Source organism: Nocardia brevicatena NBRC 12119 (genome assembly GCF_000308495.1).
Classification (GTDB): Bacteria; Actinomycetota; Actinomycetes; order Mycobacteriales; family Mycobacteriaceae; genus Nocardia; species Nocardia brevicatena.
Genome location: NZ_BAFU01000044.1, coordinates 80,912 through 100,578 on the forward strand (window position 1 = coordinate 80,912; position 19,667 = coordinate 100,578).

At 69.2% G+C, this 19,667-nt stretch carries 20 protein-coding genes; 10 read left to right on the forward strand and 10 right to left on the reverse strand.

Annotated features, from left to right (window positions below; translation table 11 throughout):
* Nucleotides 1-13 precede the first annotated feature (13 nt).
* From macS to ON20_RS09020, 4 genes are all read left to right on the forward strand, one after another.
* Nucleotides 14-1,174, forward strand: coding sequence for a MacS family sensor histidine kinase (macS, locus tag ON20_RS09005; RefSeq protein ID WP_083864765.1), 1,161 nt, complete (start codon nucleotides 14-16; stop codon nucleotides 1,172-1,174).
* 96 nt (nucleotides 1,175-1,270) lie between these two features.
* Nucleotides 1,271-1,900, forward strand: a complete 630-nt coding sequence (locus tag ON20_RS09010; protein ID WP_051161977.1) for a response regulator — start codon at nucleotides 1,271-1,273, stop codon at nucleotides 1,898-1,900.
* Between the two features lie 162 nt (nucleotides 1,901-2,062).
* A complete protein-coding gene (locus ON20_RS09015; RefSeq protein WP_245547124.1) occupies nucleotides 2,063-4,345 on the forward strand; it encodes a DUF2339 domain-containing protein in 2,283 nt (760 codons plus the stop codon).
* Between the two features lie 151 nt (nucleotides 4,346-4,496).
* The gene (locus ON20_RS09020; RefSeq protein ID WP_040834721.1) at nucleotides 4,497-5,666 is read left to right on the forward strand and encodes an alpha/beta fold hydrolase; all 1,170 of its coding nucleotides are present in this window, start codon (nucleotides 4,497-4,499) and stop codon (nucleotides 5,664-5,666) included.
* A gap of 45 nt (nucleotides 5,667-5,711) precedes the next feature.
* Here the strand turns inward: ON20_RS09020 and ON20_RS09025 are convergent, their stop codons facing one another.
* From ON20_RS09025 to ON20_RS09040, 4 genes are all read right to left on the reverse strand, one after another.
* Nucleotides 5,712-6,974 carry an APC family permease gene (locus ON20_RS09025; RefSeq protein ID WP_218002483.1) on the reverse strand — a complete coding sequence of 421 codons (1,263 nt, stop codon included), beginning with the start codon at nucleotides 6,972-6,974 and terminating at the stop codon, nucleotides 5,712-5,714.
* Between the two features lie 91 nt (nucleotides 6,975-7,065).
* The gene (locus tag ON20_RS09030) at nucleotides 7,066-7,470 is read right to left on the reverse strand and encodes a VOC family protein (protein WP_040834562.1); all 405 of its coding nucleotides are present in this window, start codon (nucleotides 7,468-7,470) and stop codon (nucleotides 7,066-7,068) included.
* Nucleotides 7,471-7,491: 21 nt separating this feature from the next.
* On the reverse strand, nucleotides 7,492-8,175 hold the full coding sequence (locus ON20_RS09035) for an arsenate reductase/protein-tyrosine-phosphatase family protein (RefSeq protein WP_245547125.1): 684 nt from the start codon (nucleotides 8,173-8,175) through the stop codon (nucleotides 7,492-7,494).
* A gap of 284 nt (nucleotides 8,176-8,459) precedes the next feature.
* Nucleotides 8,460-9,044 carry a TetR/AcrR family transcriptional regulator C-terminal domain-containing protein gene (locus tag ON20_RS09040; RefSeq protein ID WP_040834564.1) on the reverse strand — a complete coding sequence of 195 codons (585 nt, stop codon included), beginning with the start codon at nucleotides 9,042-9,044 and terminating at the stop codon, nucleotides 8,460-8,462.
* Nucleotides 9,045-9,171: 127 nt separating this feature from the next.
* Here ON20_RS09040 and bioB point away from each other — a divergent pair, with 127 nt between their 5' ends.
* The 4 genes from bioB to ON20_RS09060 all read left to right on the forward strand — a co-directional run bounded on the left by bioB (nucleotide 9,172) and on the right by ON20_RS09060 (nucleotide 12,005).
* Nucleotides 9,172-10,209 (forward strand): biotin synthase BioB, encoded by a 1,038-nt coding sequence (bioB, locus tag ON20_RS09045; RefSeq protein ID WP_040834565.1) that lies wholly within the window; start codon nucleotides 9,172-9,174, stop codon nucleotides 10,207-10,209.
* 42 nt (nucleotides 10,210-10,251) lie between these two features.
* Nucleotides 10,252-10,482, forward strand: a complete 231-nt coding sequence (gene bsaP / locus ON20_RS09050; protein WP_040834567.1) for a biotin synthase auxiliary protein BsaP — start codon at nucleotides 10,252-10,254, stop codon at nucleotides 10,480-10,482.
* On the forward strand, nucleotides 10,482-11,111 hold the full coding sequence (locus ON20_RS09055) for a DUF2567 domain-containing protein (RefSeq protein WP_051161979.1): 630 nt from the start codon (nucleotides 10,482-10,484) through the stop codon (nucleotides 11,109-11,111). The genes bsaP and ON20_RS09055 overlap by 1 nt, the downstream gene beginning before the upstream one ends.
* A 249-nt stretch (nucleotides 11,112-11,360) precedes the next feature.
* Nucleotides 11,361-12,005, forward strand: coding sequence for a GNAT family N-acetyltransferase (locus ON20_RS09060; protein WP_040834568.1), 645 nt, complete (start codon nucleotides 11,361-11,363; stop codon nucleotides 12,003-12,005).
* Nucleotides 12,006-12,105: 100 nt separating this feature from the next.
* On the opposite strand, the gene ON20_RS36210 is transcribed toward ON20_RS09060, so the two are convergent.
* The gene (locus tag ON20_RS36210) at nucleotides 12,106-12,255 is read right to left on the reverse strand and encodes a hypothetical protein (protein ID WP_218002478.1); all 150 of its coding nucleotides are present in this window, start codon (nucleotides 12,253-12,255) and stop codon (nucleotides 12,106-12,108) included.
* Nucleotides 12,256-12,607: 352 nt separating this feature from the next.
* Between ON20_RS36210 and ON20_RS09065 the strand changes: the two genes are divergently transcribed.
* Nucleotides 12,608-13,141, forward strand: a complete 534-nt coding sequence (locus ON20_RS09065; RefSeq protein ID WP_040834725.1) for a DUF1353 domain-containing protein — start codon at nucleotides 12,608-12,610, stop codon at nucleotides 13,139-13,141.
* Nucleotides 13,142-13,239: 98 nt separating this feature from the next.
* Here ON20_RS09065 and ON20_RS09070 read toward each other — a convergent pair whose 3' ends face one another.
* The 4 genes from ON20_RS09070 to nadA form a co-directional block, all read right to left on the reverse strand.
* Nucleotides 13,240-13,749 (reverse strand): hypothetical protein, encoded by a 510-nt coding sequence (locus ON20_RS09070; protein WP_040834569.1) that lies wholly within the window; start codon nucleotides 13,747-13,749, stop codon nucleotides 13,240-13,242.
* 102 nt (nucleotides 13,750-13,851) lie between these two features.
* Entirely contained in the window at nucleotides 13,852-14,712 is an 861-nt protein-coding gene (gene nadC, locus ON20_RS09075; RefSeq protein ID WP_040834570.1) for a carboxylating nicotinate-nucleotide diphosphorylase, read from the reverse strand.
* Between the two features lie 112 nt (nucleotides 14,713-14,824).
* Nucleotides 14,825-16,522 (reverse strand): L-aspartate oxidase, encoded by a 1,698-nt coding sequence (locus tag ON20_RS09080; RefSeq protein WP_040834572.1) that lies wholly within the window; start codon nucleotides 16,520-16,522, stop codon nucleotides 14,825-14,827.
* Nucleotides 16,519-17,568 (reverse strand): quinolinate synthase NadA, encoded by a 1,050-nt coding sequence (gene nadA, locus ON20_RS09085; protein ID WP_040834727.1) that lies wholly within the window; start codon nucleotides 17,566-17,568, stop codon nucleotides 16,519-16,521. The genes ON20_RS09080 and nadA overlap by 4 nt, the downstream gene beginning before the upstream one ends.
* Nucleotides 17,569-17,644: 76 nt before the next feature.
* On the opposite strand from nadA, the gene ON20_RS09090 reads away from it, so the two are divergent.
* Complete coding sequence (locus tag ON20_RS09090; protein ID WP_040834728.1) at nucleotides 17,645-18,403, forward strand: NUDIX hydrolase; 759 nt, start codon at nucleotides 17,645-17,647, stop codon at nucleotides 18,401-18,403.
* A 30-nt stretch (nucleotides 18,404-18,433) separates the two neighbouring features.
* On the opposite strand, the gene ON20_RS09095 is transcribed toward ON20_RS09090, so the two are convergent.
* Nucleotides 18,434-19,612 (reverse strand): winged helix DNA-binding domain-containing protein, encoded by a 1,179-nt coding sequence (locus ON20_RS09095; protein ID WP_040834573.1) that lies wholly within the window; start codon nucleotides 19,610-19,612, stop codon nucleotides 18,434-18,436.
* Between the last annotated feature and the right edge of the window lie 55 nt (nucleotides 19,613-19,667).

Sequence of the window (19,667 nt, forward strand, 5' to 3'; positions counted from 1 at the left end):
AGCGGGAGCCCGGATGGCCGAGCCGGACCCGGCCGACGCGGCGACCGGCCCGCTCTGGCAGGCCGTGCAGGCGTTCCGGCTGGTGACCCTGCTGTATGCGATCGGCCAACAGTTCGCCTCGGCGCCGCACTATCACAACCAGCGGCTGAGCTGGGTTTTCATTGCCCTGATGGCGGTGTGGTCGGGGGTGTCGGCGCCGGCGTTGGCGCAGTGGCACACCACGGATGTCGCGCGCACCCGGCGACGGGTGGTGATCGGTGACCATATCGTGGTGATCGGGTTGATCGCCGCCACCCGGCTGGTCGCCGACTACGACTGGTATCACGGACATCAGCCGTTGCCGACCACCATGTGGGCGACCAACGCGGTGATCTCCGCGGCGATCCTGCGCGGGCCGGTGGTCGGCGTAGGGTCCGGGTTGCTGATCGCGGCGGTGATCATCACCGTGCGCGAACAATGGGGCGAGGACGTCTGGAGCGATGCGACCGCACCGGTGCTGGTATCGGTCGGGCTGGCACTGGGACTGGCGGCCAACACCGCACACCGCGCCCAGGAGCAGTTGCAGCGCGCGGTGCGGATGACCGCGGCGGCCGAGGAGCGGGAACGGTTGGCCCGCGAGGTGCACGACGGGGTGTTGCAGGTGCTCAGCTACATCAAACGCCGCGGCAGCGAGATCGGCGGTCCCACCGGCGAGCTGGCGCGGCGGGCCGGCGAGCAGGAAGTGGCGTTGCGGGTGTTGATCTCCGAACAGGGGGCAGGAGGCGACATCGGCGGCGGTGAAGTGGATCTGCGCTCACTGCTGACCGGGTACGCCACCCCGAGGGTCTCGGTGTCGCCGCCGGGCGAACCGGTACCCATCGGGCGGCGGACCGCCGGTGAGATCGCCGCCGCGGTGGCCACCGCACTGCACAATGTCGAATTGCACGCCGGCCCGGACGCCCGCGCCTATGTGCTGGTGGAGGATACCGGGACGGACCTCATTGTCAGCGTGCGCGACGACGGCGTCGGTATCCCACCCGGTCGGCTGGCCGAGGCGGAGGCCGAGGGCCGGATGGGGGTGTCACGGTCGATCACCGGGCGCATCGCCGCGCTCGGTGGCACCGCCGAACTACTCACCGAGGGCGCGGTGGGGGAGGGCACCGAATGGGAGTTCCGGGTGCCGCGCACATCCTGACCTGTCTCGATGCGGTCTGGCACGATGAGTGGGACGAGAACGGCGGAGAGGAGACCTGCGGTGACCGACCCGACCGCGCCCGAGGGGATTTCGGTTATGGTGGTGGACGACCATCCGATGTGGCGCGACGGGGTCTCCCGCGATCTCACCGAGGCCGGTTTCGACGTCGCGGCCACCGCCGCGGATGCCGCCGCGGCCGTCCGACGGGCCGCGGCCGTTCGCCCCACCGTGGTGCTCATGGATATGCGGCTGCCCGACGGCACCGGGGCCCAGGCCACCGCCGAGGTGCTGCGGGTATCGCCCGGCAGCCGGGTGCTGGTGCTGTCGGCGTCGGCGGAACGCGACGACGTCCTGGACGCGGTCAAGGCGGGTGCCTCGGGCTATCTGGTCAAAAGCGCCTCGGTGGCCGAGTTGATCGAGGCCGTGCGGGCCACCGCCGCCGGACAGGCGGTGTTCACTCCGGGCCTGGCCGGGCTGGTCCTCGGCGAATACCGCCGCATGGCCAATGCACCCGCCGATCCCGGCGAACCCCGCCCCGCGCTCACCGATCGGGAGACCGAGGTCCTGCGCATGGTGGCGAAAGGGTTGTCCGCCAAGCAGATCGCGACCCGACTGGGACTGAGCCATCGAACCGTCGAGAACCATGTGCAGGCGACACTGCGCAAACTTCATCTGGCCAACCGGGTGGAACTCACGAGATACGCCATCGAACAAGGTCTCGAATAGTCGGGTCGCGCAAGGCGATGCGGAACCGGGAATCCCGCTGTTCGACGGGCTCGCCTCGGCCGGCGGAAACGCCGTGAAGCGGGAGAAATCGGGTAGATCCCGGCTCGGTGCCGAGTATTCCTACTCATGTCCGGCCGGGCTCGGCACCCGAGCATCGATGATATGACCACGATTATCGATCCGGCGCTGGTCGAGCGCCTGTCCGGCGAGTTCACCACGCTGGGAACGCAGATGGGGGCGCTCGGGCGCGATCTGGGGCTGCTGCGCACGCAGATCCTCGCGAGCGCGCCGGGTGCCGGTCGTGCCGAGACGGTAGCGGCCGAGGACGGTTATCGGGTTGTGGCGGGGGAATCGGCCATATACGCGGAGGCCCCACCGGGAGAGCGGATTGCCGGTGCGGGCACCCGTGGACAGGTCGAGCACCGTACGGTCGCGGAAACCACAGGAGCGGACGAAACCATGTTCGCCGGTGCCGTGAAGCCCGAAGCGGTCGGATCACCTCCGACGGATGCCGAAGCGCGTGCGGGCGATCGGGCGGTTTCGGCAGCGGCGGAGGTCGACCTACAGACCGAGGCGGATGCGCTCGGTGAAGGGGCGGGGACCGCGTCGGCACAGGCGCCGGTGGGTCCTGTCCCGCCCCCGGGCATCACACCCGGGTGGCCGGGGGCGCCGGCGCACACACCGGGCGCGGCCGGTATGCCACCCGGCGGGTGGATTCCGCAATCGCCGTACCGGCCCGGATACGCCGGCGGGATCCCGCCGCGGTACGGCGGCCCGGGCGCCGGAGTACGATCCGACGCGGTACCACCATCCGGTGGATGGCCGAAACCCGTTCCACGGACTCCGTGGTGGCAGCGGGACGGGGTGATCAGCCGGCTACTCGCCGTCTCGGGCGTGGGGGTCACGCTGATCGGTATCGTGATGCTGCTGGTGCTCGCCGCGCAGGCGGGAGTGTTCGGGCCGGTGCCAAGGGTTGTCGCCGGGGCGGCCTTCTCGGCGGCGCTGGTGGGCGTGGGGGTACGGGTGTACGGGCGCGACGGGGGACGGGTGGGCGGTATCGCCTTGGCCGCCACCGGTATCGCCGGCGGCTACCTGGATGTGATCGCGGTGACGGCGATCTACGGATGGATGCATCCGGTGCCGGGATCGGCGGCGGCGTTGGCGGTCGCGGCGGCCGGTGTCGGACTGGCCGTGCGGTGGCGTTCCCAGCCGTTGGCGGTGCTCGTGGTGGCGGGTGCGGCGGCACTGGCGCCGTTCGTGACGGTCGAATTGACACTGCTCGCCTTCCTCATCGCCTTGCAACTGGTATGTCTCCCGGTGCAACTCGGGCGGGACTGGCCGTTCCTGCACCTGGTCCGCACCGTTCCGGCGGTATTGGCGACGCTGGTGACCTGCGCGGTCGCCGCCTTCGACACCGTCGAACGGCACCGGCTGTATCTCTTGCTGCTCGCCGCGGTCGCGGTGGCGGTAGTCGGGCTGGTCGGCGCCGTGGCGGTGGTGCGGCGGCGTCCGTCGGATGTGGTGGCCACCCTGGCCTTCGCAGCCGCGGCCACGCCGCTGCTCGTCGTGCCCGGCCTGTTCGACGGGAGTACCGCCGGTATCGTCGCGGGCTGTTACGCGGGTGTTCTGCTCACGGTGGCGGCCTCGCCGCTGGTGCCGAAACTGCGCGATATCGCTCGCATACCCGGCCATACCGCGACCGCCGCGGCCGTGGTGGGGGCGTTCGCGCTGTTGGAAACCTGTATGCGGGTGGCCGATTCCCGGACCCTGCCCATTGCGCTGTTTCTCGTCGCGCTCGGTTTCTTCGGCGTGGCCGGGCAGCGGCTGTCCCGGGTATCGGCCGGAATCGGCGGCGTTTTCGCGGTTCTCGGCGGGCTGTCCTTCCTCGCCCAGGCCGATCCGGACACCCTCACCTCGCAGCGGATGGCCGAACTGCGGCTGGTGCCGGCCACGGCACTGGCGGCCTTCATCGGTCTGGCACTCGTCGTGGTGGCGGTATGGGGGCTGCGGAAACTGCTCCGGTCGGCCGGACGCGGGGTGGGGAGCTCCGAGGAGCGAGCACTGTGGATCGTGGGCGGTGCGGTCGCGCTGTATCTGGTGAACGCGGCCTCCGTCGCGATCGGCACGGCGACCGGTGTAGCCGATGGTTTCGTCCTCGGCCACAGTGTCGCGACCATGGTGTGGATGGTGGCCGCCACCGGCGCGCTGCTGTACGGTCTGCGCAATCCCACGGCCGTTGTCGCCAGGTCCGCCCTCGGCTGCGGGCTGCTGGTGACGGTCGCGGCGCTGGTCAAACTGTTCACCTTCGATCTGGCCACCCTCGACGGACTCATCCGGGTCGCCGCGTTCCTGGTGGTGGGCATTCTGCTGCTGCTGGCGGGCACCCGTTACGCCCGGGCCTTCGCCGAAGTCGGTAGGCGAAACGAGACGCCGGACAGTCGATGACGTCGCAGGGGATCGGAGCGTCCCGATCGAAACCTCTGATCGGACGCTCCGATGCGCGGGAGCGACGTCGCGGCGGCCGGCCCCCCTCGGCGCCGAACCGTCCCATATCGATCGTGGCAAGGGGGCGGTGGGCGTGCCTACCCTGGCCCGTATGTCGCCGATGAACCCTCGGCCTCCGTCGACCGTCGCCGATTGGGACGATGCGCGGCGCCGGGCCCGACTGCGGGAGACGCGGTTGGGGTACCGGTGGACGACATTGCGTCGCACCCGATTGGCGGTACTGCGGGTGGCTGTGCTGCTGATGTTCGTACTGGTGCTGTTCGCCCAGTACCTGATTCGTGACGTCGCTCCGGAACAGGTCCGGCTGGCCCGCACCGCGCCCGCGCTGCTGCCGGTGGCCGGGCCGGTCGACGACACCGGTTGGGATACCGCGGTGATCGATATGGTCGGTCTCGGCGGGCTCAATGCTGCCGATACCGCCGCGGCGCTGCCATCGCTGCGGCGGATGGGCGTGGTGTGGGCGATCCGATACGACAACACCGGTATCGACACGAAGGTCATCGCCGACCTGGTCATCCGGGCCACCGTCATGTCCGGGGTGCGCAATATCGTCCTGGTCGGACACAGTATGGGCGGGGTGGTGGCGCTCGAGGTCGCCCAACACATCCACACCGGCAGCGACCGCCGACTGGTCGGGGTGTTGTTGGACTGCACCCCGCTGAACCTGGACGCGGTACGTCCGGAAAGCCGCAGCCTGGGCGAGGATATGGTGCGCTGGATGCGGTGGCTGCCCGGCGCCCGGGAAAGCCGTAGCCTGCGCTTGGCGGTGGAGACCTACGCCCGCCGGGACCGATTCCTCGACCACATCGGCGTTCCCGGTATCCGCGTCGACGAACTGGGTGAGACGGTCGCGGATGTGCTGGGGGAGAAGATCTTCAACGACGATGCCGCGAGCAACGGTCTGATCGAGGCGCAGTTCCTGGCGATCGTGGCAGGTGGCGGCGGTGATCATCTGCGGGCGCTGTCCCACTCGGCCCGCGGGAAACCGCGTCCCGCCATCGTGTTCATCCGCCCCCGCGACCCGGCGAACGATCCGGTCGTCGACGTGGCGTATTCGCATCGGGTGCTGATCGAGCGAGTCGGCGGACCCGACGGTTCGCTGCTGGTGGTGCGGCCCCGCAATACCGGCCACGCCAATCCGCGGGAACGGCCCCGGGAATACAACACGGTGATCGAACAGCAGGTACTGCCGTTCATCGAGCGGTACCGGGAGCAGGCCCTCGCCGCGCCGCTGTCGCAGCGAGACAGCGGAGGCGCGTGAGAAGCTCGCCGGCGTCGAGTGACCGAGCGGTACCCCTTCTCCCGCTCAGTGTTTCGTGTTCTCGTTCGCCCGTGTCGTCGGATCGCCGGCGACAATGCGGCGCAGACCGTAGACGAGCGCTCCCGCGGCCACGACCACCGAACCGGTGGCGATGGAGGACAACGGCAGGGTGAACACGAGAGCGAGGCAGCCTGCCAGGCCGAGAGCCGGGAGCAGGCGGGGTGGCCGATTCTCGCTGCGGGTGAGTGTGCAGGCCGAGGCGTTGGCGATGGCGTAGTAGAGCAGTACACCGAAGGAGGAGAAGCCGATTGCCGCGCGTATGTCGGCGGTCGCGGCCACCGCGGCAGCGGTTACGCCGACGGCGATTTCGGCGCGATGCGGCACCCGGTAGCGCGGATGGACGGCGGCCAGGGCGTGGAACAGGTGCCGGTCGCGGGCCATTGCCAGGGTGGTGCGCGAGACGCCGAGGACGAGTGCGAGCAGCGACCCGAGCGCGGCCACGGCGGCCCCGGCCCGCACCACCGGTTCCAGCCAACCGGCTTCCGCGGCCCGCACCACCTCCGTCAGCGGCGCGGGGGTCTGTGCCAGCCGCTGCGGACCCAGCACCAGCAGTGCGGCCACGGCGACCACCGCGTACACGACCAGGGTGATGGCCAGGGCGGTCGGCACGGCACGCGGGATGGTGCGGACGGGATCGCGGACCTCTTCGCCGAGGGTGGCGATGCGCGCGTATCCGGCGAAGGCGAAGAACAACAATCCTGCCGCCTGCAGTACTCCGCCGGCGGTGACGTTGGAACCGAGGTCGAGCCGCGCGGTGTCGGCGACGTCCGAGCCGAACGCGGCCACTGCGACGGCGGCGAGCACCGCCAGTACCACCGCGACGATGAGTCGGGTGAGCCACGCGGATTTCTGCACCCCCGCGTAGTCGACCGCGATCACCGCGACCACCGCGGCGGCCGCGACGGCGTGCGCGTGGGCGGGCCAGGTGTAGAGGCCGACGGTGAGCGCCATCGCCGCACAGGATGCGGTCTTGCCGACCACGAACGCCCACCCGGCCAGATAACCCCAGAATCGGCCGAGCCGTTCCCGCCCGTAGATGTAGGTGCCGCCCGAGGCCGGGTAGCGTGCCGCCAACCGCGCCGAAGAGGTCGCATTGCAGTAGGCGACCATCGCCGCGATCGTCAATCCGATCGGCAGCCCCGACCCGGCGGCGCGGGCGGCGGGCGCGAGAGCGGCGAAGATACCCGCGCCGATCATCGCGCCGAGTCCGATGACGACGGCATCGGTGACACCGAGCCGGCGACGCAGCCGGCCCGCGGTCCCGGGGAGTGCGGGCTCGGGTCGGCCGGCGCCGGTCACCACGTCGGGGCGGGGAGTGAGGTTCGGCACAAGATGCGCCTCACCGCGCGTCGTGGGGTGCGGGCTGGAACAGTTCGACAAGGTTGCCCGCGGGGTCGTGCAACAGGATCTGCTGCCCGCCGGGGCCGCTGATGATGTCGTTGCGGAAACCGATCCCGGCCGCCTGCAGCCTTGTCGTTTCGGCGCGGATATCGTCGACGACGAGTTGGATGCGGTTCCAGCCGGTGCCCGCTGCCGGGACGGCGCCGTCGGGCATGGGACGTCCGGCGGAACTCTGGGGCCCGGCGAGAAGCAACTGCAGCGGACCGCGCCTGACGGCGGCGAAGGCGGGTGCGGCGTCGAAGTCGAGGTCGAAGCCGAGATGGGTGGTGTAGAAGTCGACAGCCGCGCGCACGTCGTCGACGAGGTATCGGACGCGGGCGAGTTCGGTCGGTGCGGTTGCCATGTCCGGATCTCCTTCGGATTATTAGAGGGGTGGGAACCCGATGCGGGTGTCGAGTTCTCGGGCGACGCGCCGGAATTCCGGGTAGGTCGCCGCATCGGAGGTGCCGGAGGCGGAGGGATTGGGCAGGCTCCAGTGCACCGCGACGGCCGGTCCGTGGTCGTGGGGAACCTCGCGGATCCTGTCGCACAACGTGATCACGTAGTCGAAGCGTCGCCCCGCGACAGCGTCCAGTGACTGCGGCTGCCGGAGTTGCGGGTCGATGCCGTAGTCCTCGCGGAGGACCCGGGCCGTGTTCGGGTGCAGCCGCGGTGCGGGATGGCTGCCTGCGCTGGTGACGTCGATGCCCTCGACGCGGTGCCGCAGCAGCGCCTCGGCGATCGGCGACCGCGCGCTGTTGCCGGTGCACAGGAACAGCACCGAACTGCCGTCGTGCCACCGACCGCCCGTGGGCGCCAGTGCCGGATGCAGCGCGGCGGCCGCGTCACCGAACGCGGTGGCGCAGCGCGCCGTATCGAGGTGGTAGTAGCTGTCGCGGCCGTCGAAGCTGCTGCGTCGTGCGGCGACCAGCCCGGCCGCACGCAACAGCCGCAGGTGATACGAGACCAGGTTCTGCGGCTCACCGACGGCGTCGACCAACTCCCGCACCCGGCGGTCGCTGGAGGCCAGTTCGGTCATCAGTGCCCATCGCAGGGGATGGGCCGCCATCCGCATCAGCATCGGGACCGGTACTCGATCGGAAGTCCGCACCCCGCAATATATATCAAACCAATTTGATGCGAAATGATTTGATGGGATTGCCTCGGCTCGGGCCGTGAGTTCGGTCCGGCCGCTCCTCCGGTTCGTGAGCCGTTGTCGGCTGGTGCCGCGGCCGAGCCGACCCGCGACTCCCACCGCCTCCCCGCGCTGCCTGAGGCGGGTCTGCGCCCCGGCAAGCGGCGGGAATCGGCGCGTGCGGGACGTCCCACGGCCGGTGGGCGCGCCGCGCCGGTTCAGCGGAGCGCGGCGCCCAGGCGTTGGCGGATACCGCCGATGAACAGCTGGAGACCGAAATCGAATCGGGCAGTGGGGTCGGGGGTGTCTGCGCCGGGATCGGGGGAGTCGGGGAGGGCGCCGACGGAGTCCATCTGCATCCGGGACTGTTCGTCGACGGTATGGCCGAGCACGTAGTACAGCAGGGCGTAGGCGGCCAGTTCGGCTTCGGCGCGGGACATACCGGCGCGGATCACGGTGCTCGCCATACGCTCTCGGCCCTTGCTGGTGGTGAGGCGGGAGGCGTAGGTGGCGGAGACCAGTTCGGCACCGTCCCGGTAGGTGAGCAGGCAGTCACGGAGCCGGTGGGCGAGCTCGGCGAGGACGCCGGCCCAATCCTCGGCGGTCACCGGTTCTTCCATCGGGGCCAGTATCCGGTCGGCCACGGCACCCAGCAGAGCCTGTTTATCGGTGAAATGCCAGTACAAAGCACCCGGCTGTACCCGTAGGGCGCCGGCGAGGCGGCGCATGGTCAGGTCGGCGAGGCCGTACTGGTCGAGGATGGCGAGGGCCCCGTCGACCACATCGGCCCGGTGCAACTGCACGGTTCGGTCCTCCCGATGGTGTTTTGACTCACTCCTGCCGCTACCCTAGCCTGAACACCGTTCAAGTTCAGTGTCCCGGGATATCGGGACCGGGAGACACCGCCCGCCGGACGAAGGGATTCGCGCTGTGACCCAGGCACCCGTGAGGACCACCGACACCCCAGCGACCACCGACGACATCCTCGCCGTTGCCCGGGAGCAGGTGCTCGAACGCGGCGCCGGGCTCGATCGGGAGCAGACCCTGCGGGTGCTGCGACTCGGCGACGACCGGCTGGAAGAGCTCCTCGAGCTGGCACACGAGGTGCGGATGAAGTGGTGCGGGCCCGAGGTCGAGGTCGAGGGCATCATCAGCCTGAAGACCGGCGGCTGCCCGGAGGACTGCCACTTCTGCTCCCAGTCCGGTCTGTTCCAGTCGCCGGTGCGTGCCGCCTGGCTCGATATCCCCAGCCTGGTGGAGGCGGCCAAGCAGACCGCCAAGACCGGCGCCACCGAATTCTGCATCGTCGCCGCCGTGCGCGGCCCGGACGAGCGGCTGATGGCGCAGGTCGCCGCCGGTGTGGAGGCCATCCGCAACGAGGTCGACATCCAGGTGGCGTGCTCGCTGGGCATGCTCACCCAGGATCAGGTCGACCAGCTCGCCGCCATGGGCGTGCATCGCTACAACCACAACCTGGAAACCGCCCGCTCCCACTTCCCCAACGTGGTCACCACGCACACCTGGGAAGAGCGCTGGGACACCCTGCGCATGGTGCGCGAGGCCGGTATGGAGGTCTGCTGCGGCGGCATCCTCGGCATGGGCGAAACCCTCGAGCAACGCGCCGAATTCGCCGCCGACCTCGCCGAACTCGAACCCGACGAGGTTCCGCTGAACTTCCTCAACCCGCGACCGGGCACCCCCTTCGGCGACCTCGAGGTCCTGCCGGCCGCCGACGCGCTGCGCGCGGTCGCCGCGTTCCGGCTCGCGTTACCGCGCACCATGCTGCGGTTCGCGGGCGGTCGGGAGATCACCCTCGGCGATCTGGGCGCCAAGAAGGGCATCCTCGGCGGTATCAACGCCGTAATCGTCGGCAACTACCTCACCACCCTGGGCCGGCCCGCCGAACAGGACCTGGACCTGCTGGGCGAGCTGAAGATGCCCATCAAGGCTCTCAACGAAACCCTCTGACCGGGGCGAATCGGCCATGTCGGCTGGGAAGGGACCGGTGTCATGGGTACTGTCGACGCTATGGACGACGAGCGCTACAACCCGTTCACGGGCAAGCGGATCGTGCCTGGCATCGATGATCCGACCCCTCGGGCCGCGGTGTCGGGGCTGGAACCGCCGCGGTTCTGCGAACACTGCGGTCGGCGGATGGTCGTGCAGGTCAACCCGGACGGTTGGTGGGCCAAGTGCTCCCGGCACGGGGTGATCCATTCGGCGACGCTGGAACAGCGCTAGTGGTAGCAGGGGAGAACCCGTCCGCGACCGTGCGGGAGGTCCGCGCCGCCGCCGTCGTCCTCGCCGTCGTGGTGCTGTTGAGCGCCGTGGTCGGCGTGGTATGGGGCGTGCTGGCACCCACCAGGAGTTACCTCGTCGTCGAGCCGGATCGGCCGGTGCCGTTCACGGGGGAGAATCTGCACCACTTCGACGCGCTGGCGATATTCGTCTGCGCGGGCGCGGCGACCGGTCTGCTGTCGGCGGTGGGTGCCTGGCGGCTGCGCCGGATGCGGGGACCGATCCAGTTGGTCGGGCTGGTACTCGGCTCGGGCATCGGTGCCGTGGTGATGGCGTGGCTCGGGGAGATCGTCGCCGACCGGCGGCATCCGTTCCCCGACGAGCTCCGGGTGGGGGAGATCGTCATCGAGGCGCCGAGCGTCGAGACCTGGCTCGCTCTCATCGCCCAGCCACTCACCGCCTCGCTGGTGATGCTTTTCCTCGCGGCGCTGAGCACGGGCGTCGACCTCGGGACCGGGTTCGTCAGCGCCTTCGACGAATCCCGGCCATTGCCGCCCGAGTTCGCGCCTTCCACCGGACACCCCCACCACCCGGCTCCGGTGTCCACATTGGTGAGCACCCATCCCCATTAGGTGCTCGCACCGCAGCACAGCGCCTACGGGCCGGGCGAAGGCAGTCCGTCGGAGGCCGGCCGAATGAGTGGCGCGACCGGTTAGGGATGCGCCGCTGCCGGGATCGTCGGCGGTCGGGGAAGTGGACACCCGGCTTCCACTTCATCCGCTCCCGGGTGCGCGCCGTCGTTCGCGTTTCTCCGGGCCGTCCTGCGAGTCCGAGCCGAAGTTCGCGTCTTTCACACGCTGTTCGGCGTGTAGGTTGGTTCCATGGTGATCCGTCGGTTTCGGGACGGCGACCGAACCGAACTGCGGGAGCTGTTCGCCCGCGCGGGGCAGGGTTCGCCGACCGAAAGTCTTTGGGGGAACCCGGCCGCCGAGGCGATGGTCTATCTGGACCCGTATATGGATGTCGAGCCGGAGTCGTTGTTCGTCGCCGAACAGGACGGGATGTTGGTCGGGTACCTCACCGGCTGCGTGGACAGCGCGGCCTTCCCCGATGAGAGCGTCCGGCTGGAACAGGTGATTCGCCGTCACCGCTTGGTCTTTCGTCGTCGCAGCACGGCATTCTTCGCCCGCGCTATGGTCGACGCCATCGGCGCCGCCGTGCGCCGGGTGCCCACCGCGGGCGACTTCACCGATGCTCGGTGGCCCGCGCATCTGCATATCAATGTGGCGCCGGAGGCCCGGGGCACCGGCGCGGCGGATGGGCTGATGCAGCGATGGTTCGAGCGGTTGCGCGAGGTGGGTTCGCCGGGTTGCCATCTCCAGACTCTGGTGGAGAACACCCGGGCCGTACGGTTTTTCGAACGAATGGGTTTCCGGGCCCACGGTTCCGAGCCGCTGGTCCCGGGGCTGCGGTATCGGGGTGCGCGAGTACATCAGCGCACCATGGTGCGTGACCAGGAAACGTAGCGCGCAAGCTTGGTTCTTCAGGGACGGAATGGTGCATCGATTCCGGCGTAAAGGGTGCGAAGGTCGCGCCGCCGCGGTTCCGGTCCCGCAAGGACAACTGTCAGGCGATCCGGCTCACCCGCAACGGGTTCTCGCTGCGTGGCAACGGGAAACTGTATGTGGCCAAGGTCGGCGAATTGCGGGTCCGCTGGTCGCGGCAGCTGCCGTCGGCGCCGTCGTCGGCCACGGCGCCGTACACGACCGCGACCATAATGCCGCGAAGAATATTCTCGCCGCCGGACGGGCGGAGAGGTTGAACGCTTGTGGAGCAGATGTAAGACCCTCACGGGTGGGGGCGGTCGGCGATGAAGCAGAAACCCACCGAGATGCCGCGTAGCGGCATAGTAGGAATCCCGGCCGTTCACGGCCGGGAAGACGTCGAGGTCGGTCGCGCCACTCGGTCCTCTCCGTCTCGAGTGCGATACCGTACGACCACTTCTCGAACGACGCGAAGATCGCCGACACGGCGGCGACCGAGGTGGTCACTTCGATGCTTCCGTGGTGGCGTCATACCCGCACCCCGTACGCTGTGAGCGGTTTCATACGGTTGGGAGGGAGTGATCGTGGTCTTCACGAATTCGCTTGTGGTCGAGGAGATCGACGCGAAGTTCTGGCGGGTTGTCGAACCACTGCACTATGCGGGAGCGGACCGGGAGTTCACGGTGCCCGTCGGGTTCCGCACCGATTTCGCGTCGGTGCCGCGGCCGGTGCTGTGGCTGGTGCCGCGCTACGGCGTGTACACCAAGGCCGCGATCCTGCACGACTATCTGCTGAAATCGGACGAGGTGAGCAAAGCGGACGCGGACGGGATCTTCCGGCGGACGCTGCGGGAGTGCGATGTCTCGGTGCCGCGCCGCCGAATGATGTGGGCGGCGGTGCGTTTCAACAGCAGACTGACGGGCGCCACCGCAGGCGATGTGGTGGCGTTCGCGATCACCGCCGTGCTGTCGCTGCTGTTCCTCGCGATCCCGGCGGCGGTCGTCACCGTTTTCCTGCTGCTGTTCTGGGTGATCGAACTCATTGCCTGGGTGATCACCTGGGCGCTGCCATCGCTGCCGACCCAGGCTCCGCCGCGGCCGGAGATGAAATCCGCCTGAGCGCACCGATCCTCGGCGAAGGTATACGGAATGTCCATGGCGGGAGCGGTCGACGTGTACGGTGACGAGCCGGCCACCGGGAAGCTCGAATACGCGGTCTATCCTTCGCCGTCTTCGAAACGGCTGTCGAATTCCGCGTCGGTTAACCATTCTTTTTCCGGTACGGAATAAACACCTGTATAGTCGTGTCTCTGGATCGCGTAAGAGATCGGAAGGTCTGCATTCAGTTCGTGAAGCAGGTCCGCGAACCAATCGCATAGGTAGTCGATGGCGAGATCGTCCAGGTCCCCGATTTCTTCGGGACTCATTCGATTCACTTCGTCCAGCTGGTCGTAAGCAGAGAACCCGCAACCGAACTCGTCGAATCCTGTCTGGTACAGGGGGGTGCCGGATGCGTCGATATCTATATGGTAGTCGCCGTCTTTCATGGGCCAGGGATTGAGTCCGAAGACGCCACCGTTACCATGCAGCTCGAACATGACGAGCCGGGTATCCGGATGGAAAGGGAAACTCAATATCTGCTTCAGTTCGTCCAGCGTATCTTCACGATCCGCTTCGAACGAAGCGATGATCTTTTCTCGCCATTCATGGTCGAAAATTGGACTCACAGTCTTTCTCGGTTTCGTCGCTGCGGGCCGGACGGGTGTCGGGGCGGGCGGGGATGGGCCTCGACCACGCGCATGGCAGGAAAGTGTAGCCGCAGAAGCTCTTTACATGTCGAGACCGAGGTCCAGCACCCGCACGGAGTGGGTGAGCGCGCCCACCGCCAGATAGTCGACTCCGGTGCGCGCGTAGTCGGCGGCCATATCCAGGGTCAGTCCGCCGGAGGATTCCAATTCGGTCCGCGGGGCGGTGGCGTTGCGGCGCTGCACCGCGGCCTGGGTCTGCCAGAGCGGGAAGTTGTCCAGCAGAACCAGTTCCACGTTCTCGGCGAGGACCGCGTCCAACTGGTCCAGGTTGTCCACCTCGACCTCGCATTCGATATCCGGCGCGAGATCGCGCACCGCGCGCAGGGCGTTCACCACCGATCCCGCGGCGACCACGTGATTGTCCTTGATGAGCGCGGCGTCGCCCAAGCCCATGCGGTGGTTCACGCCGCCGCCGGCGCGGACGGCGTATTTCTGCAGGGCACGCAGGCCCGGTAGGGTCTTGCGGCTGTCGCGGATACGGCATCCGGTGCCGGCCACCGCGTCCACCCATGCGGCGGTGGCGGTGGCGATCCCGGACAGGTGGCACAGCAGGTTGAGCATGGTCCGTTCCGCGACGAGCAGCCCGCGGGTGGGGGCGACGAGGCCCAATACCGTTTCACCGGGCGCGATCCGGGTGCCGTCGGCGACCCGTTCGGTGATCTCGTAGCCGTTCGCGCCGATCACCTCGTCCAGCACCAGCAGGCCCACATCGATACCGGCGACCGTTCCGGGCTCTCGCGCGACCACCGACGCCTTCACTGTCGCGTCGGCGGGGACGGTCGCGGTGGTGGTCACGTCCGGGCCGTACCGCAGATCCTCGCCGAGCGCCGTCCGGGCCACGGCCAGCACCTCCGCGTGGTCGAGCCCCGCATCCAATGCCATTGCTACTCCTGTCTTTCGGTTCGGGCGGGCAGGTGGTGTGCGCTGTCGCCGCCGGTGTGGTCGTGACGCACGTCCGTTCCGCGGTCCGGCGCGGTGCCGCGCCGGGGATTCGTCATATCGGTGCGGGCAGCGTCCGGAATGGCTCGGGTTCGCGGACGACATGCGGCACGCCGCGTTCGTCCAACCGCACCACCGTGCTGCGGCCGAGCGCCGCCACCGGATCCGGATGATCGGAGCGGGTGTGACAGCCGCGGCTCTCGCGCCTGTCCGCCGCCGCGAGCACCAGGACACGTGCGGTCAGGGTCAATGCCGCGTCCTCGAATTCGCCGATCAGGCGGGTCTGTGGCGCTTCGCCGCAAAGCGTCTCGTCCGGTGCGCCCGGGCCGGGCGGGAGTCCGCCGGGAGCCGCGGCCTCGCCGGTGGCCCGGCCCGATTCGGTGGTTCGCAGCGCGTCGGCGAGCGTGCGCGCCGCATGGGCGAGGCCGTCGCCGTCCCGGACCACCGAGGCGTGGGCGGTCATCAGGCGTTGTACCAGGCCACGCGACACGCGCGGTGCGACCCGTGCCGATGAGCGGGTGACCCGGGCGGGTTCGCCGACCCGTTCGACGGCGGCGGCGCCGACCCGTTCACCCATCACCAGTCCCTCCAGCAGACTGTTGGACGCCAGCCGGTTCGCCCCGTGCAGGCCGGTGCGCGCCACCTCGCCCGCGGCGTACAGGCCGGGCACGCCGGTGCGGCCGTGCAGGTCGGTCACCACTCCGCCGCATTGGTAGTGGGCGGCCGGCGCGACCGGGACGAGGTCGGCACCGGGATCGATACCCGCGGCCAGGCAGGAGGCGGTGATGGTGGGGAAGCGGTGGGTGAAACCGGCGACTCCACGCGCGTCGAGGTAGACGTGGTCGTCGCCGAGCAGCCGCATCCGGTCGGCGATCGCCCGGGACACCACATCGCGCGGTGCCAGGTCCCCGCGCGGATGCACACCCGCGGTCACCGAAGCGCCGCGCGCGTCGACCAGTACCGCGCCCTCACCGCGCACCGCCTCGCTGATCAGCGGTTGTCGGCCGAGACCGCCCGGTGTGTAGAGCACGGTGGGGTGAAACTGCACGAACTCCAGATCCGCCACCGTGGCACCGGCCCACAGCGCCAGTGCCACCCCGTCGGCGGTCGCGCCGGGCGGGTTGGTGCTGAGCGCGTACAGCTGACCGAGCCCGCCGGTGGCCAGCAGCACCGAGGGCGCGTGCACGACACCGAGCCCGCGCTCGGATGCCGCGATCACTCCCTGCACCCCGGTATCACCGGTGACGATCTCGAGTACGGCGGTGCCGAACAGCACCGGCAGACCGGCCGCGTTCAACGCCCGCTGCACCTCCGCGCCGGTCGCGTCGCCACCGGCATGGATGATGCGCCGGGTACTGTGCCCGCCTTCGCGGGTCCGCGATACCTGCCCGTCGCGGCCGAGATCGAAGACCGCGCCCAGATCGGTGAGCGCGGCCACCGCGTCCGGTCCGCCCGCGACGATGGATTCGACGGCGTCGAGATCGCACAGCCCGCCTCCGGCCGCCACCGTATCGGCGACATGGGAGTCCACCGAATCCCCGTGCGGCGCGACGACCGCGATACCACCCTGTGCATACTGGGTGGCGGTATCGGTGGGACCGCCCTTGCTCAGGATCAGCACCCGAAGCCCGCGCAGCGAGGCCGCCCGCGCCGCGGTGAGTCCGGCGACTCCGCCGCCGACGACGACCAGGTCGGCCTCGGCGGTCCACCCCACGCCGGGTGTCGGGTCCGCGAGCGGCCGGATGGGGTTCATTCCCCGCCGCCGGGGTTACCGACCTCGATCATGCGCTGGACCGAATTGCGGGCCAGTACGGCGGTTTCCGGGTCGACATGCACCTCGTCGCGGTTCTCGGCCAGGCAGCGCAGCAGCGCGGCGGGCGTGATCATCTTCATGTACTTGCAGGACGCCCGATCGTTGACGGCCCGGAAATCCACGCCCGGGGCGGCCTTGCGCAGCTGGTGCAGCATGCCGACCTCGGTGGCGACCAGCACCTGGTTGGACGTGGCGGCCCGGGCCGCGTCGATCATGCCGCCGGTGGACAGGATGTGCACCCGGTCGGCGGGGAACTCGCCCGCCCCGGCCAGATACAGCGCGGAGGTGGCGCAGCCGCATTCGGGGTGCACGAAGAGTTCGGCGTCGGGGTGGGTGCGGGCCTGTTCGTTCAGTTCATCGCCGTTGATACCGGCGTGGACGTGGCATTCGCCCATCCAGATATGCATGTTCTCCCGGCCGGTGACCCGCTTGACATGTGCGCCGAGGAACTGGTCGGGCAGGAACAGCACTTCCCGGTCGGGGTCGATGGACGCGACCACGTCGACAGCGTTGGACGAGGTGCAGCAGATATCGGTGAGCGCCTTGACGGCCGCCGTCGTGTTCACATACGAGACCACGACCGCGCCCGGGTGCTCGGCCTTCCAGGCACGCAGTTCGTCGGCGGTGATGGAGTCGGCCAGTGAACAACCGGCCCGCTGGTCGGGGATGAGGACGGTTTTCTCGGGGCTGAGGATCTTGGCGGTTTCGGCCATGAAGTGCACACCGCAGAACACGATGGTGTCCGCGTCGGCCTCGGCGGCGATCCGCGACAGCGCCAACGAGTCGCCGACGTGGTGGGCCACGTCCTGGATCTCGGGCAGCTGGTAGTTGTGCGCGAGAATGGTGGCATTGCGCAGCCGGGCGAGGCGCTCGACCTCGGCCGCCCATTCGGGCGTGGCATCGATACCCGTGTAGCCCGACGGACCGTCGTCGATCTGTACCGGCAACGTGGTACCCGCGATCGGGTTGACTGCCGTCGTCGCCATGGTGGCTCCTTCCTTCGTGCGGTCGACGGGCCCGCCGATTCGCACCAAACCAGGTTTTCGACTTATGATCGAAAACATGGCCCATGGTAGCACCATCCATGAATCGCTTACCGCGGTGTTCCAAGTTCGTCGCTTCCCGGCAAACATCACGGCAGATGAAAATCCCGACGACCCCTCCGACGGGAGAGGCAAACGTCGCCCACCCACCCGGCGCAGTGAATTGGCGGTGCTGCTGTGGCAGCGGGCGCTGGACCCACAGGCCGGGAGTTGGTCGCTGCCCGGCGGCCGACTGGGCGATGACGAGGACCTGGACACCTCCGCGCGTCGGCAGCTCGCGGAGAAGGTGGACGTCCGTGAGCTGAGCCATCTCGAGCAGCTCTCGGTGTTCAGCGCCCCCGACCGGGTGCCGGGCCCGCGCCGTATCGCCTCGGCCTACCTGGGCCTGGTCCCGCTCACCGCCGACCCGAGGCTGCCCTCCGACACCGCCTGGCATCCGGTGTCGGCGCTGCCGCGGATGTCGTTCGACCACGGTGTGGTGGTCGAACATGCCCGCGCCCGGCTGGTCGCCAAACTCTCCTATACGAATATCGCGTTCGCGCTGGCACCGAACCGCTTCACCATGTCGACGCTGCGGGAAATCTACTGCGCGGCCCTCGGTTACGATGTCGACACCACCAACCTGCAGCGAGTCCTGACCCGTCGCAAGGTGATCACGCCCACCGGCGCCACCGCCGCCCCCGGCCGCGCGGGCGGACGTCCGGCGGCCGTGTACCGCTTCACCGATTCGGGTCTGCGGGTCACCGACGAGTTCGCGGCTCTGCGCCCACCATCCTGACCGGTAGCGGCCGTGGTCGGTGATGCTTCGTCAGGCCGTGAGCTCCCGCTCCAGCGGCGTGCGGAAGCGGGGAACCGGACGGGTATCGCCGTACCAGGTCGCGGTCCGTTCGGCCTCGGCATCGATCAACACCCGCGCGTCGGCGCCGATGTCCTCGAGCACACGCACCACGATCTCACCGTCCTTGCGCTGTGCCCACCCGCCGACGATCCGGCCGTCGTACCAGACGCTGGGCCCGATATTCCCGTTGCGGTCGAACAACAGGGGCGCGTGCTCGCCGAGATACCAGGAGCGGGACTGCCACCCCATCGGGGTGGGGTCGAGGGCGGGCAGCAGGGCGGCCCAGGGGTCGGGAGCGGGCACCGGATCGAGGTCGTCTGCGAGCAGCAGCCCCGGTTCGCCGTCCAGGTCGACCTCCACCACATCGAGCAGCGACAGCGTTTTGCGCACCTGGCCCGCCGTCCATCCGGTCCACCATTTGAGGTCCCCGATCGGTGCCGGTCCGAAGGCGCGCAGCCACCGGCGCAGCAGTTCGGCGCGCGCCTGATCGGCCGGGAGCGGAGCCAGGCCGGTGGGCAACCAGGATTCTATGGGCGCCCAGGTGTATTGGCTGCTCGACCACCCGCCGTTCGGGCGGCAGCGCACGATCCTGCCCTCGGCGCCGAGCAGGACGAGCACCCAGGTGGTGATATTGGTCGGACGCGAATAGGCCTTGTCCGGCGCGGTATTCAGTTGGGTGCGCAACAGCGGAACATCCTTGCTCAATTGGGCGCCGGTGGCCGCACCCCGTGCCACCAGCGCCCGGTGGGTCTCATCGGCCACCGCGGCGAGCCAGCCTTCCGCGTCACCGTCACCGATCCCGGCCTGTTCCAGGAAACGGGCATAGGTGCGACGCTGTTTCGCCGCCAGGTCGGTACCGCACGCCGCGTGCAACACCGGTACGAGGTCGACCGGTGCGACGAACATGGTGCGCCGCATGGCGAGCATCCGCAGCAGGGTTCGCTCGTCGTAGAGGGCGCGTTCGACATCGGCGGGAACGACCCGCATTCCACGCGCCGCCGCGGACAGATGGACCGTCGCCGGATCGGTGGCGTGCAACACCACCATCGACCGTGCGATCTCGGCGATATCGTCGGTGCGGGCCGGGACGGCCAGACGATGTCGTATCCCCAGGCGAGAGCGCCGTTCCGTTGTGCTGATCGAACGCATGCGCGAATCCTAACGGGCAGGTCCGACAGGTGGCGCGAACTCGGCCGCGCCTCGG